Below are 14,315 nucleotides of genomic sequence, written 5' to 3' on the forward strand. Positions count from 1 at the left end.
CCTTGCAATCAGCCTCAGAATTATTCGTGCTCCACGGCCGGAGGGCGCAAGGGCCACACCAAGCCCCACACAAGGGCCACACCAAGCCCCACAAGGGCTCACAAAGCCCGCCCGAAGCCCCGCACAAGGCCGCAACACCCACGCGTCACCGCGCGAATTTCTCTTAGCTGCACTACCCCGAATAACTCAACACCCCCTCAACACCCCTCAACGCCCCTCCCTGGAAGGAGCACCTCCCCCGTGTCGCAGCACACATGGTTCATCCTGGCCATCATCATCTACATGCTGGTGATGCTCGCCATCGGCTATTGGAGTTTCCGCCAAACCACCGAGTACGACGACTACGTCCTCGCCGGCCGCGGACTCAACCCCTTCATCGCAGCCATGTCCGCCGGCGCCTCCGACATGTCCGGCTGGCTGCTCATGGGTCTTCCCGGCGCGCTGTTTGTCACCGGCCTTTCCGAACTCTGGATCGCCATCGGCTTAGCGATCGGCACCTGGGCGAATTGGAAGTGGGTCGCCCCACGCCTGCGCAGCTACTCCGAGGTCGCCAAGAACTCCATCACCCTGCCCTCTTTCTTCGAGAACCGGCTGCACGATAAATCTCGCGCACTCCGCATGATCTCCGCGCTGATCATTATCGTGTTCTTCACCTTCTATGTCTCCTCCGGCATGGTGTCCGGCGGCCGCTACTTCGAGTCCACCTTCGGCGGCAACTACCTCGACGGCATGCTGATCGTCGCTTTCGTCACCGTCGCCTATACCTTCATCGGCGGCTTCCTCGCGGTGTCCTATACCGACGCGGTGCAGGGCATCATCATGTTCTGCTCCTTGATCATCGTGCCAGTCATGGCGCTAATTTCGCTGGATAACCCCGGCGATATCCTCTCCTGGGCGGCCAGCCACGACTATGGACCCTACACCCAGGGCATCGGCAACCCCACCTACTTCAATATGATCGCCGGCGTGGGTGCTGCCACCTTAATCGGCAATCTCGCCTGGGGTTTGGGCTACTTCGGCCAGCCCCATATCGTCATGCGCTTCATGGCGCTACGTAAACCCTCGGAAGCCAAAATCGGTGGCCGCATTGGTGTCTTCTGGATGGTGCTCTGCATGCTCGGCGCGCTATCTACCGCGGTGGTCGGCACGGTGTTCTTCTCCCAAAACCCGGATGTCGCGGTCACCGATCGCGAATCCTTCGAGACGATCTTCCTGGATATGGGCCGTATCCTCTTCCACCCCTTGATCGCCGGACTGGTGCTCACCGCAGTGCTCGCCGCGATTATGTCCACCATGAGTTCTCAGCTGCTGGTGGTCTCTTCTTCCCTGGTGGAGGATATTTTCAAAGTGTTGCGCCGCCAGATCCCCTCCGAAGCGGTGCTCATTAATCTCTCGCGTACTGCGGTAGTTGCGGTCGCAGTTATTGGCGCGGTGCTATCCATCCATCCCTCGGATTCCATTTTGGGCCTGGTGGGCTTCGCCTGGGCTGGCTTCGGTTCTTCCTTCGGCCCGCTCATGCTCGCCTCGCTGTATTGGCGTCGCCTGAATTACCAAGGTGCTATCGCCGGCATGCTCACCGGCGCAATCGTCTCCTTCGCTTGGGGCATGTCCAGCCTCTCGAATCTCATTTATGAGATCGTCCCCGGCTTCGGTTTCGGTGCGCTGGTCATGGTGCTGGTTTCCCTGGCCACCAAGCAGCCCACGGATGCCATGAACGATGAATTCGACCGCGCCACCAAGCTCGCTCGCATCGCCGAATCCAACCCGGACATGGATATCGATAAAGCCATTATCCAAGTCGACGGCTAGGAACCTCTCCGCGTATTCTCCCGTCTAAGGGAGGTGTGAGCACAAGGACTAATTTTCGCCCCGTTCTCCCAGCTTTGCGCTTCCCGAGAGCGGGGTTCCCTACGCGTGCACACATGTGGCGGTGGGTGCTACTTCGGGTATGCCTCACCGCCACGCTCATCTTGGGGTTTAGTCATTTATTAGCCATCTCCCCACGCACCCAATATGACCCCGTCGTCGAAGAAGCTCTTCCCAGCTTCAAAGAGCTCGCCCCGCAACTAAGAACCATTCCCCAAAGAACCCGGGTACTGGGTTATTCCCGCAACGAGTTCGGCCAAGGCTGGGCCCCAGCCTTAACCTCCCAAGGGTCCTGCAGTACCCGCGAATACATGCTCGAAGCACAATTCGGTGCGGCAGCTTTAGAAGGTTGCCGTCTGCGCCATGCCCCAGGCAAAGATCCCTACTCAGCTTTGGAGTTTCGCGATACGACTATCGATATGGACCATATTTATCCGCTGCGCGCTGCCTGGGATATGGGGGCGTATAGCTGGGATGAAAATAAGCGCCGGCATTTCGCTAATGACCCCATCAACCTCATCGGAACCACCGCTTTTCTTAATCGCGAAAAATCAGACATGCTGCCGGGTGAATGGATGCCCCCAGATAAGCACGCCGGCTGTTGGTATGCCCGCCGGATTGCGTTGATCTCCCTGCGCTATGAGCTGCCGCTCACCACCGCGGACCTGCGCGCTATGCACTGGGCCTGCATCCTCGAATAGCAGTAGAAGAGCGTACAGGTTAGATTAGGTTCCTACACCCCCTTAACGCACAACAGCCCTGATGGTGCGTTAGCAATGCTCTAAAACCTCTGAAAGGTGGGAGTTCTACCCCGTGCTCACCCCCGTCCTGATCCTCCATGTTCTGGCCGCCTTGATTTTCCTCGGCCCAGTCACATTCGCAGTATCTGCTTTCCCCAAAGCCGCCTTGGCTGCCCACAATGGTGAAGGCCATGCAGCTGGTCGCGCCCAAATCCTGCACCGCGTGTCTTCCACCTACGGCATGCTCTCGCTTTTGGTGCCGCTGCTGGGTGTGGCAGTGATGTTCACCGAGATGTCCTATTGGCGCGAGGGCCGCTTCCATGCCTCCATCGCACTATCGCTGGTCGCCTGGATCATCCTTTTGCTGCTCATCTTGCCTAAGCAGCGTAAAGCCATGGGTTCGCTGAACCTCCTGGGGGTTGAGGAACATGATGGCGATGAAGATTTCTCTGGTTTGGATTGGCAGAAGAACACCAAGCAAATGAATATGTTCGGCGGGATCTTCAGTCTTCTCTGGGTGATCGTCGCCGTGCTCATGGTGATCTAACATCTCCTTCAAACAGAACAAACCCCTAACAGCTCTTAGCTGCTAGGGGTTTCATTCATGCGGGGGTGCTAAAGGCTAGTCGCGCCAACCGCCGCCACCGCGACGATCATCACGGCCGCCACGGAATCCACCGCGATCATCGCGACCACGGCCACGGAAACCACCGCGATCATCACGATCCCGGCCACCACGGAAACCACCACGGTCATCGCGGCCACGGAAGCCACCGCGATCGCGGCCACCACGGTAGCCACCGCGTTCACGGTCACCGCGGTATCCACCGCGGTCCCCGCCACCGGTATCCGGGCGGATATCAATGCGCTGGCCCGAAATGCGAGTATCAGCCAGGTTGTCAAAGACTTCCTTGGGCAGATCCTTCGGCAATTCCACTAGCGTGTGGTCAGCTGAAATGGTGATCCGGCCGAAGTCCTTGGAGCTCAAGCCACCTTCATTAGCCAGGGCACCCACAATGGCGCCGGGGCGCACATTCTGGCGACGGCCCACAGCCAAGCGGTACACAGACATATCGCCACGGTCGGCGAAACGATCACGGCCACCACGGCGATCATCACGATCAAAACGGCCACCGCGACGATCATCGCGTTCGAAGCGACCGCCGCCACGACGATCATCACGGCGATCAAAGTCGCGGCGACGGCTATCACGCGGCGGTTCCTTCATCAAGAACTCATCGCCACTAATTGCCTGCGTAGCCAAAGCAGCTGCCACATCCTCTAGGGGAACATCATGTTCCTCGGAATAGGACTTCACCAGGGAGCGGAAGATATCAATCTGCGAATCTTCCAGGGCCTCAGTAATGGAGTCCGCGAATTTCTCCTTGCGGGATTCATTCACTTCATCAACGGAGGGCAGCTGCATTTCCGTCAAGGTCGCGTTGGTAGCGCGCTCAATGGAACGCAGCATGCGGCGCTCGCGCGGGGTGACGAAGAGAATCGCTTCGCCGCTACGGCCAGCGCGGCCGGTGCGGCCAATGCGGTGCACATAGCTTTCGGTGTCATGCGGGATGTCGTAGTTCAACACGTGGCTAATACGGTCCACATCCAAACCACGGGCAGCCACATCGGTTGCCACCAGAATGTCCAGGCGGCCGTCCTTGAGCTGGTCCACGGTGCGTTCGCGCTGTGCCTGCGCAATATCGCCGTTGATGGCGGCTGCGGAGAAACCACGGGCACGCAGCTTCTCAGCAACCTCTTCAGTTTCGTGCTTGGTGCGCACGAACAGAATCATGGCTTCAAATTCGGTAACTTCCAGAATGCGGGTTAACGCGTCGAGCTTATTGCGGTGAGCCACATTCAAGTAGCGCTGCGTGATATTGGTGTTCGTGCGGGTTTCCGAACGCACCGTAATCTCATGCGGTTCGTTGAGATACTGCTTCGACAGGCGACGGATCGCATTCGGCATGGTGGCGGAGAAAAGCGCCACCTGCTTTTCTTCCGGGGTGTCCGCGAGAATGCGTTCCACATCTTCTTGGAAGCCCATATTCAGCATCTCATCGGCTTCATCCAGCACCAGGTAACGCAGGCCGGAAATATCCAAGGAACCCTTTTGCAGGTGGTCAATCACACGACCCGGGGTGCCCACAATAATCTGGGCGCCGCGGCGTAGCCCGGACAGCTGAATGCCATAAGCCTGGCCGCCGTAAATCGGCAGCACTTGCAGGCCACCAAGGTGGTCCGCGAAGGATTGGAAAGCATCGGCAACCTGCAGCGCCAGTTCACGGGTCGGCGCCAAAACTAGGGCCTGCGGGAAGCGCTTTTCGCGGTCAATACGCGCCAAAATTGGCAGTGCGAAGGCAGCGGTTTTACCGGTACCGGTTTGGGCTAGGCCCACCACATCATGGCCATCCATGAGCACCGGAATGGTTTGTGCCTGGATCGGCGAAGGAGCTTCATAGCCCACACGGTTAACCGCAGCAACAACCTTCTCCGGCAAGCCCAGGGTGTCAAAGCCCGGAACCTTAGGCTCCTCGTCCTTCACCGCTTCGGTCTTCGGCTCTTCGCTCTTGGGAGCTTCAGTGTGGATCTCAGTGTCAGTGTTCTCAGGAGCAGTCGCGGCAGTGGTGTCCTCCGCCTGCTCATTCGCATTCACGTCGGTCATAACCTCGGTGTTCCCATTGTCTTCGCCGGAGTTCTCTTCGGCTACGACATTCTCTTCAGTGTTCTCAGCAACATCCGCATTCAGGATGTCATCAAGGCCCATGGGGCCATTGTCCGCACTAGTAGCGGTGTTTTCAGCGTCAGTATTTTGATTCATGCTCTCATCGACGCTCGGTGAAACGGCGCCGTCATTCTGCTCAGATTGGTGCGACGAACAATGCGTCGCTGAGGAAAGATCCTCGGTGGTCAGGCCCTCATGATTAGGGGCCTCGGGGTTGTCATTCGCGACGCGTTCATGCGAAGTCACGTTTAAAAACTCTCAATCCTGCACATTATGTGCCCTGCGTTCCAATTTCTGGTCTCAGACCTAGAGCTCCCAGAAATTTCCGCGCACAGCAACAACGTGAAGGTCACACAAGTTTATGAGGTGCCCACGCCAGCCCAAAAGGCAGCGTTTTTACTCGCGAATTATCCTGAGATACCGACACAAAAATATTCCCCCAGCGGCCAAAAACTGCCTGGGGTTCCCATCGGTCATGCTCATTGCCCACCCACGTTACGCTACTTCCGCTCCAACAGCTATTTGACCCTAAAAATTGCTCTCCCCGAGACCCGCCTCCCGCACGCTTCCCACACCCGCACCCCCGCACTGCAAGGGGTACAACTATGCCGCACCTGCACCGTTTTCCAACCCCCTACGTATGTGAGTTAGGTAGCAGTCTTTCTCCCCTGTGGGCCTCGCGAAGTACAGTAATCCGCGGTTGATTTCTTTATCGTTCTTCAATTCCTGCACGCTACTACTCACCACACTCATTCCTCGCGAGGTTAATCGCCACCATGATGGTCCAGGGATCCCCCACCCCGTCTCAGCGCACCGCACCAGTCACCCAGGAAAAGAAAATCCCGGGACTCAAAGCCCGCCACATTCACTTCATCGCCTTGGGCTCAGCAATCGGAACCGGACTCTTCTATGGATCTGCTGGTGCTATCCAAGCCGCCGGCCCTTCCGTGCTCCTGGTCTACCTCCTCGGTGGCGCGGTGGTGTACTTCATGCTCCGCGCACTCGGCGAAATGGCGGTACGCCACCCCGTTTCCGGCTCTTTCGCCGAATACACCCGCGCCTACCTCGGTAACTGGGCCGGGTATATCACCGGCTGGATGTATGCCTTCGAAATGGTGATTGTTTGTCTTGCGGACCTCACCGCCATCGCCATCTATATGCGCATGTGGTTCCCCGATTCCCCACAGTGGATGTGGGTTGCCGTCACACTGCTGGTCGTCGGTGCCGCGAACCTCGCCAGCATCCGTTGGTTCGGGGAACTCGAGTTCATCTTCACCATCGTCAAAGTCACCGCCGTTGTCGCCATGATCCTCGCTGGTGCAGCCATCTTGATCTTTGGTTTAGGCAGCACCCCTACTGATCATGTTGGCCTCGATAACCTGTGGAATGATGGCGGCTTCTTCCCCAATGGTCCCAGCGGAATGATCGCCGCCTTTATCCTCGTGCTCTTCGCTTTCGGCGGCACCGAAATCATTGGTGTTGCCGGAGCGGAAGCCGAACACCCAGAACGCGATGTCCCCCGTGCCGTAAATACCGTGCCGGTACGCATCTTATTGTTCTACGTCGGTGCCATCCTGGTGATTCTGGCGCTGAACCCCTGGCGCAATGTCACCGGTGAAGAATCCCCCTTCGTTCAGATCTTCTCCGCACTGGGCGTCAACTGGGCAGCTGCGCTGCTGAATATTGTGGTTATTACCGCAGCTTTATCAGCTATTAACTCTGATCTTTTCGGTGCCGGCCGCGTCATTACCGGCATGGCCACCCAACATTTGGCACCGCGTTCCATGGGCAAAATCAGCTCCAAGGGTGTTCCCATCACCACCGTCGCCGCGCTCATCGTGGTGCTTATTGTCGGTGTTATCCTCAACGCCATCTTGCCGGAGCGAATCTTCAATCTAGTCGCCGCGCTTGCCACCTTCGCCACCATCTTCGTGTGGCTAATGATCCTGCTGGCCCACCTAGCCTCCCGCCGTGGCTTAAGTGCCGCTGAGCTTCAAGCGCTGCAATTCCCAGTACCGGTCTGGCCGGTGGGACAATACTTCGCCATCGCCTTCATTATTTTCACCTTCGGCATTATGGTGTGGCTTCCGGAATATCACCTGCCGCTGGCAGCCGGCGTTGGTTTCACCCTCATCATGAGTGTGCTCTACGTATTCCGGCGCAAAGAAAAACTCACTACCTAGGCGGCATCTACGCGATAACCCGGTTGTTTACTTGCCAAGGTCTCCCTACCAAAAGTCCAGGAGACCATGGCCACGAGGCCAATGCCCGCGCACACCAAATATGCGAGCCTAAAGCCATAGGTTTGAGCCAAAAAGCCCACCACAATGGGCCCGGTGATAGAACCTAAATCTTGGGCCATCTGGAAATTGGCCAGGACTTTACCGCCAGAGCGTTCATTGCCAATCACATCGGCTAGCACGGCCTGCTGAGCTGGATTAAACATGCCAGCACCAGCACCAGCAATCGCTGAAACGATAAGCAACGCTGTCATGTCATTGACCAACCCAATGCCGCCGGTAAAGATCGCATTGACCAATAAGCCACTCAAAATCAGCGGCTTACGCCCCATCGTGTCCGCCAGGCGACCAGAAAATTGCAGCGCAATGGCATTACCCGCAGCGAAGGTCGCCATCGCCAGACCTGCAACTGCTCCACCTTTATTGAATACCGCGGCAGTAAACAGTGGTAGTGCAGCTACGCGAACACCCAGGTTCAACCAGCCATTAGCAAAACCACCAACCAGCGCGCAGCGATAAGCCGAATCCTTTACCGCCTCCGCAAAGCGCATGGTCTTTTGGACAACCCCATCAGCATTCACTGCCGGGCCGGAGGAAAGCACCGGCATCCGCCACCACACCACAAAGCTGGCAACGCCCAAGCAGGCACCATAAATAAAGAAGGGAATGCGCAGCCCCAGTACCGATAGTGCCGCACCCACCACTGGGCCAATCACATTGCCGATCAGGAAGGCAGAAGCGTAGATCGAAGAACAACGCCCGCGAATAGTCGGCGGCGATAAGCGCACAATCAGGCCCATCGCGGACACCGTAAACATGGTGGACCCCACCCCGGCGAGGAAGCGAAGAGCCAAGATATTCCAATATTCGGTGGAAAGACCAACCGCCGCGGTAGTTACCGCCACGGTAAGAAGTCCAGTTAAATACACCTTCCGCGAGCCCAATTTATCCACCAGGCGGCCGGATACCGGGGCAAAGAGCAAACGCGATGCCGAAAACACGCTCACCACTGCGCCAGCGGCGGCGAGGCTGACATCAAAGCTGCGAGCAAACTGCGGAATAATGGGTGCGACCAGGCCAAACCCTAAGGCGATAATGAAGGCGGCAACCACAAGAACCCAGATCTCGGTGGGGATGCGAACCTTATCGCCTGGTTCCGGCTGGGCCTCTACCGCCTTTTCGCGGCCGCGAGCCTCCGGATGCTCATCTAAGTCAATATGCGTGAGCTGGTCATCAGCGAGGTCCTGGGCGATGTTCTTCTTGGGTTGCTTCCTAAAATTCATTGGGCGCGGTGGTCTTCCCTTCCATCATCTTTGGCGCTTCAGCGAATAAATGGTGGGGACTCGCCCCTTTTTCCGACCCTACTTGGGTCCGCGATACATCCTATCTACCTTGTCAAACAACAGCCTGAACGAAAAGGTGTTCTATTATTTTCTTAGGCGTGTTCCGGCTGCCTTTTAAAGTACGAGCCATGAAAAACATCAAGAACTTCCCCCAGCTCAACGGCCACTCCCTACCGCTTAACTTCACCCGCCGCTTCGCGCGTCGTAGTGATCACGCACTAACCCGCATCCATCAGGTGGATAATGCTGAAAGCTACGCCCACCTGATCGAAAAGTATTGCGCCCCGGAGCTGGCCAATATCACCTCAATTCTGCGCCACCCACGCTCCTTGGCACGCCCCTTGCCCTCATGGCGGCCACCGCAAATAAAGCTTCCAGCACCCCCAGCCCAGGAACACAACCCCCAAGGTCTGGTCCTGGTGATTACCCGCCACCGCGTGGGCCCGCGAGCGAAAGCTCGACTCCGTGGCTTCGGTGAACAACGCAACCCCGCTTACCTGGTGACACTGCGCTTTACCGACCCTCAAGGTGCGGAGGTTGATCCTCAGCTAGCTGAAGCCTGGGTGCGTGTACTTACTCGCGATGCCTGCAAAGGCAGCATCCACGAGATCAGCAACCAACCAACTCTGACTTATCGTTGGCTCGTCGATGGGCACTATGTCCCCTTAAGCGCCCCGGCCAGCCTCTTCGCTGAAACTACGAAGGCTGCATAAGCAATGAATAACCCCAAGTCCGGAAACTATCGAGCACGTGGACCACCAGTGCAAGCATCTAAGGCATAGTGGTTTGACTACCAGGAGTAAGCACATACCTGCCGGCTGTGAGATCTAGAAACGCAGCTATGTTTCTCACGTCCCCCCCGAGCGAGAACGAGCCGGTTGTTTTCTTCCCCCCGAGGATCAAGCAGCACGAATATACAGGAAAATTGCTTGCACCCCCCTTTCTGGTTGTGCGGCTTCGCAATGCTGGTATCCAGTTCTTTGCCTGACACCATGTCTCGAGAGCACCCCTCCCCCGAATCTCGAGACAGGAAATCTCCTTCCGAGAGTGGATACCTAAAATCACCCTCGTAGGTTGCTGGCGTTCCTATGCCACGTACCGAACCTACGAGGGTGATTCTTTTCTTAAGAGCTAGTCGTTGAAGTTCGGGGCGAAGGGACTATTCCCACCAAGCCCACCTTCATCAGCGTCGGGCCCAAAATCATCATCCGAAAACTCACCATCGAAGTCGTCTTCCCACATGGGAAGCTCCCAATCGCGATTGAGCAGCTCCGCTTCCCAATCATCGGCCTGTTCAATTGCCAGAGAAATAATGTCCAGCGCGCGATCGAGGTCCTCGGTTTCGCCTAGCTGCAAGGTTTCCGACATATAAGGAACCCCCATCTCCAGGGAGCGCAGCTTCGCTTCTTGAATCACGATCTCGAGCATCGCATCATCGGTGATCGGTTCGCCGGAGTTTTCTTCCACTTCGGCTTGAATGTCATCGATCAAAGCCTTGGTCTCTGGCAGTACGGTTTCAAACTCAACCGCGACCGACGTCGTACCTTCAGTGGTGCTAATGGAGAGATGAATCGTAGAGGTCTCCCCCACAAAGCCCATCACTTCGAAGGGATTACCCGGGTCTGGTACAAATTCCACATCGCCGAGCCGCTCATCATTACCGAGCATGAGATCGGAAAGAAAAGTTGCTGCCTCATTAGTGGCCACGTGTTGGGCGACTAGGTTAACCGCATCATCAACGCTGGTGGCCACGGCAACGAGGACCTCTTCTTCCACAATGTCGCCGTCTTCGGAGTCAAGGGAAACGGTATATACATTCGCGGCCGGCAAAATTGGGTCGATTTCTTCGAAACGGACCTCAAGGTCACTGGTGATGGGGACGAACATGGTCGAGTCATGAACTCGCGATTCGATGCCTTCAGCATCCAGGGCTGCTGCGATGTCCTCGAAAAAGCTCATTATGTGGTCAATTCCCTTCAGTAGAGAGGCGCTACGGCCACAAAGAGAAGGCAGATTCGCCCACGCCTTGCCTGCTGAGCAACCACGCTGAGCTCCTGATCATTTCCCATGCACCAGCACGAAAGATCTCAGGCCCGCGTGATAACCGTCGCTAGCCGCGATAGATCCCACCACCTTCGAAACGATCCCTGCGGGGGATAATCCTTCAGGCGGTATAAAAGCTAAGCCTACTGAGAAGCGGCCACGGTTCACAGGTGCCGCCTTATTCTTACTGTTCACCCAGTACACGGCGGGGCTACTGGTCACCTAACCCCAGTTCCTCCATAAGCTCCGGGCGGCCTACGCCCCACTCGCGCATGTCATAGCTTTCCCATGCCCGGCGACGCAGTGACTGCGGATCATAAACCACCCGTGGGTGCTCATCGAACACCATCGTTGCTCGAGGCGGTCGGGAATCCGGGTAAGGCTCATAGTGCGGCCACTCCACCCCAGGATCACCGTGGTGGATGAAATTGCGCCAATACCGCTGAATCAAAGAGGTCAGCTCCCCGATCGCTTCCGCATCCCCAGGTCGCGATAAGGCCTTCGTCTTCGAAGCGGAAGGAGTACCGAACACCGCAGATAACTCCAAGGCATGGATTGCGCCTAAGCGAAGGCGCTTCAACGGCGATGGTGCGTAATCAAAGCGGTACATCCAGGTAGGGGCAACTGCAGCATGTCGGGCTGCCAAGGTGATTGAAGGTGCCCAGAAGAAAGAGTCACTGACCAATTGTGAAAAATCTGCCCGCGAGGTGGCATCCCCATAAGCGGCTAACACTGTGTCAGCGTTGTCTGGATCAAAAGCCCGCAGTAGACGCTGCGCTGCCCGATTACGAGCGGCGGTGCGTAAATAGAAGGCCTTGGAAAAACTCAGCTCATCAGCATTCGTCCCCATCAGCATCGGCACCTTGGCTTGGTTCGCGGCAGCAAAACTATCCAAGGGATGATCCGGCACCATCGCGCCATCCACGGCTGGGCCATAACAAGAGTTCAGGTGGATGATCTCACGGGTACGCCACATCATGGCCTGCCCGGCGCGCACCACATCCTCATAAGGGGCTTCGCGTAATTCTTTTAAGCCCGCTGTTGCTGGTAGCGCCATGCGGTAAAGCAGCTCACGTGCCCAAAATGTTGATTGGGTAATGGAGTGCACGATCGCAGCCGGAGCAGATTGCACAATCACGCGGTGAAATAAACCGTGGGCTGCTGGACAGGACATCAAGGTGATAACGGAGTTCGCACCCGCGGACTCCCCCATCAAGGTCACTTGATTGGGGTCCCCACCAAAAGCAGAAATATTTTCTTTCACCCAGCGCAGTGCCAAAAGCTGGTCATAAAGCGCCGGGTTAGCCACACAATCATCCCCCAGGCTTCTTAAGTCAAGGAAGCCTAGGGCCCCGAGCCGGAAGTTAATAGAGACATAAACGCAGTCTGCGGACCGCGCAAAATCAAAGCCACGCAGCATCGGGTCATGGGAGCTTCCGGTAATAAAACTGCCGCCATGGAAGTACACCACCACCGGTAAAACATCGGCATCATCTGGGCGCACAATATCTAGGGTCAGGCAATTTTCTTCCCCGAGGACCGCATCATTAAAGGAATAGGTGGGTTGCGGGGCTACTTTCCCATAGGTGGTGCATTCTCGTACTCCACTCCAAGCCGCTACCTGGCGCGGCGCCCGGAAACGCGTATGCCCGCTTAGAGCCCCGAACGGGATTCCTCGGTAGCTGCGGATCCCACGTTCGCGGTCAACCAGTCCGCTAAGTTTCCCATAGCCGGTTTCTACTACCTCTTCGGCGCTGGTGGCCTCCCAATTGAAGTCACTATCAACCTGCGCCTGTGCTGGTTTTTCTTCGCTATCTCTCCCCCACATCCGGCCCGGATACGGGTTCCAACGGTTGCGCTGGCCTTGCGCAGCCAGCTTTTCTTGCTTATCCACCAAAGCCGCGGCGCGACGAACCTTTTTCTTTTCTTCTTTCTCTGCGCTCTTAGCGGTCTTCTTCTCTTTGCGCAGTCGCTTTCGCTCTGCTTCGCGTTCTTCTTCTTTGGCGCGCTCAGCTACGCTACGCAGCTTCTTCTTCAAGGGCTTCTCTTCGCCCTTCGCTGCCTTCTTCTTGGACTTCTTTTTCTTCTTCTCTGTTTTCCTCAGCTTCTTGGCGAGCTTCGCCTCATCGTCCATGATCAAAGAATCTGCCAGGGAGACCTCAGTGGCTTCCGCGGAGTTCTTCGAATCATCATTCTTCATGCCTTCCAAGGTAATAGGGAGAAGTAATTTGTCGAATTAGAGGCAAGGTCGGCGGAGTACGCTTTCCCCTAGGCAACCTTCACGGGAATATAGCGATCGATAAAATACGTTGCATAATTGGAATGCTCCTACGCCCACACCCAGCAAGAGAGCGCACCTAAAGAAAAGAGGCACACACTCCATGAGCGAACACATCTCTGTCCTCGACGCCCTAGGTTCTGATCCCGCCACCATCGAAGACAACGCCGGTCCGGTGGGTCGTACCCTCATCCGCGCCTTGGACAAGGCCGTCCATGTGCAGTCCGGTGCAATTAACGCTTATATCAACACCATCCGAGCCCGTAATCCGGAAGCTTCCCCCGCGGAGATCCAGGATATTTTGGATAAGCACTTCATGATGGTCGCTACTGGTTCCGGGGCATCCGCTGGGGCCGCAGCAGCTATCCCGGGGATTGGATTCTTCATGGGTGCAGCTGCGGTAGGTGCCGAGTCGCTGGTGTTCTTAGATGCCGCCAGTTTCTACACTGTCGCCAGCGCTAAGATCCGTGGCGTAGATATCTCAGATCCGGAGCGTCGTCGCACGCTGATCCTCATTGCGCTGCTTGGTTCCCAAGGCACCGCGATTGTGGATGCCTTCTTAGGAGAAGCCAACTCCAAGGGCCGTTTACTACCCGCCCCTAGTGCCATTGCGCGTTTCTCGGCACCAAAAATTACCGAGATTAACTCCCGGCTCTTGCGCACTACGCTCAAGCAGATCCGTAAGCGTTTCACTCACGCTTGGGTTGGCAAGCTCATGCCCTTGGGTGTGGGTGCAGTATTAGGCACCATGGCTAATCGCAAGCTTGCTACCAGCGTGGTCAATAACACCAATGAGACCTTCGGCCCGCTGCCGGATGAGTTCGATGAACCAGCCCCGCGTAAAGAAGAGGTCATCGATGAAGATGGCAACCCCATCGTTGATGACTCCGGGGTCATCGCCAAGGCAAAGTCTGCTGCCGGAACGGTGGCCAAGGGCGCGGTGCAGAGTGCCGGAACAGTAGCCGGTGCAGTCGGCACGGTCCTTGGTAAAGCCGTGGAAAAAATCCAGAATAAGGATGATAAAAATTAGGACCAGCGCTTATTGACAAGTAGTCAATAAAGCGGTGTAGGGTGCCTACA

At 56.7% G+C, this 14,315-nt stretch carries 10 protein-coding genes; 6 read left to right on the plus strand and 4 right to left on the minus strand.

Going from position 1 to position 14,315, the window contains the following annotated elements; genetic code table 11:
• The first annotated feature begins 240 nt into the window (after positions 1 to 240).
• From putP to BMZ01_RS04170, 3 genes are all read left to right on the plus strand, one after another.
• The gene (gene putP / locus BMZ01_RS04160) at positions 241 to 1,809 is read left to right on the plus strand and encodes a sodium/proline symporter PutP (protein WP_092284769.1); all 1,569 of its coding nucleotides are present in this window, start codon (positions 241 to 243) and stop codon (positions 1,807 to 1,809) included.
• 113 nt (positions 1,810 to 1,922) lie between these two features.
• A complete protein-coding gene (locus BMZ01_RS04165; RefSeq protein ID WP_092284771.1) occupies positions 1,923 to 2,567 on the plus strand; it encodes an HNH endonuclease family protein in 645 nt (214 codons plus the stop codon).
• A 112-nt stretch (positions 2,568 to 2,679) separates the two neighbouring features.
• Entirely contained in the window at positions 2,680 to 3,153 is a 474-nt protein-coding gene (locus tag BMZ01_RS04170; RefSeq protein WP_092284773.1) for a DUF2269 domain-containing protein, read from the plus strand.
• A 75-nt stretch (positions 3,154 to 3,228) separates the two neighbouring features.
• Here BMZ01_RS04170 and BMZ01_RS04175 read toward each other — a convergent pair whose 3' ends face one another.
• Positions 3,229 to 5,373 carry a DEAD/DEAH box helicase gene (locus BMZ01_RS04175; protein ID WP_092285047.1) on the minus strand — a complete coding sequence of 715 codons (2,145 nt, stop codon included), beginning with the start codon at positions 5,371 to 5,373 and terminating at the stop codon, positions 3,229 to 3,231.
• 734 nt (positions 5,374 to 6,107) lie between these two features.
• Between BMZ01_RS04175 and BMZ01_RS04180 the strand changes: the two genes are divergently transcribed.
• Positions 6,108 to 7,514 (plus strand): amino acid permease, encoded by a 1,407-nt coding sequence (locus tag BMZ01_RS04180; RefSeq protein WP_177180058.1) that lies wholly within the window; start codon positions 6,108 to 6,110, stop codon positions 7,512 to 7,514.
• Here BMZ01_RS04180 and BMZ01_RS04185 read toward each other — a convergent pair.
• On the minus strand, positions 7,511 to 8,854 hold the full coding sequence (locus tag BMZ01_RS04185) for an MFS transporter (protein ID WP_092284775.1): 1,344 nt from the start codon (positions 8,852 to 8,854) through the stop codon (positions 7,511 to 7,513). The two genes, BMZ01_RS04180 and BMZ01_RS04185, sit on opposite strands and share 4 nt — an antisense overlap.
• A gap of 188 nt (positions 8,855 to 9,042) precedes the next feature.
• Between BMZ01_RS04185 and BMZ01_RS04190 the strand changes: the two genes are divergently transcribed.
• Positions 9,043 to 9,627, plus strand: coding sequence for a hypothetical protein (locus BMZ01_RS04190; protein ID WP_092284777.1), 585 nt, complete (start codon positions 9,043 to 9,045; stop codon positions 9,625 to 9,627).
• A 418-nt stretch (positions 9,628 to 10,045) separates the two neighbouring features.
• On the opposite strand, the gene BMZ01_RS04195 is transcribed toward BMZ01_RS04190, so the two are convergent.
• Positions 10,046 to 10,873 (minus strand): hypothetical protein, encoded by an 828-nt coding sequence (locus BMZ01_RS04195; RefSeq protein ID WP_092284779.1) that lies wholly within the window; start codon positions 10,871 to 10,873, stop codon positions 10,046 to 10,048.
• Between the two features lie 295 nt (positions 10,874 to 11,168).
• The gene (locus BMZ01_RS04200; protein ID WP_223845826.1) at positions 11,169 to 13,157 is read right to left on the minus strand and encodes a carboxylesterase/lipase family protein; all 1,989 of its coding nucleotides are present in this window, start codon (positions 13,155 to 13,157) and stop codon (positions 11,169 to 11,171) included.
• A 181-nt stretch (positions 13,158 to 13,338) separates the two neighbouring features.
• On the opposite strand from BMZ01_RS04200, the gene BMZ01_RS04205 reads away from it, so the two are divergent.
• Positions 13,339 to 14,265, plus strand: a complete 927-nt coding sequence (locus tag BMZ01_RS04205; RefSeq protein ID WP_092284781.1) for a hypothetical protein — start codon at positions 13,339 to 13,341, stop codon at positions 14,263 to 14,265.
• The last annotated feature ends 50 nt before the right edge of the window (positions 14,266 to 14,315 follow it).

It is taken from the genome of Corynebacterium spheniscorum (genome assembly GCF_900113445.1).
GTDB lineage: Bacteria > Actinomycetota > Actinomycetes > Mycobacteriales > Mycobacteriaceae > Corynebacterium > Corynebacterium spheniscorum.

Coding starts and splice junctions, on each gene's coding strand:
- BMZ01_RS04165 (WP_092284771.1), top strand. CDS start 1,923: ATGTGGCGGTGGGTGCTACTTCGGGTATGCCTCACCGCCACGCTCATC.
- BMZ01_RS04175 (WP_092285047.1), bottom strand. CDS start 5,373: ATGGGCCTTGATGACATCCTGAATGCGGATGTTGCTGAGAACACTGAA.
- BMZ01_RS04180 (WP_177180058.1), top strand. CDS start 6,108: ATGATGGTCCAGGGATCCCCCACCCCGTCTCAGCGCACCGCACCAGTC.
- BMZ01_RS04185 (WP_092284775.1), bottom strand. CDS start 8,854: ATGAATTTTAGGAAGCAACCCAAGAAGAACATCGCCCAGGACCTCGCT.
- BMZ01_RS04190 (WP_092284777.1), top strand. CDS start 9,043: ATGAAAAACATCAAGAACTTCCCCCAGCTCAACGGCCACTCCCTACCG.
- BMZ01_RS04195 (WP_092284779.1), bottom strand. CDS start 10,873: ATGAGCTTTTTCGAGGACATCGCAGCAGCCCTGGATGCTGAAGGCATC.
- BMZ01_RS04200 (WP_223845826.1), bottom strand. CDS start 13,157: ATGAAGAATGATGATTCGAAGAACTCCGCGGAAGCCACTGAGGTCTCC.
- BMZ01_RS04205 (WP_092284781.1), top strand. CDS start 13,339: ATGAGCGAACACATCTCTGTCCTCGACGCCCTAGGTTCTGATCCCGCC.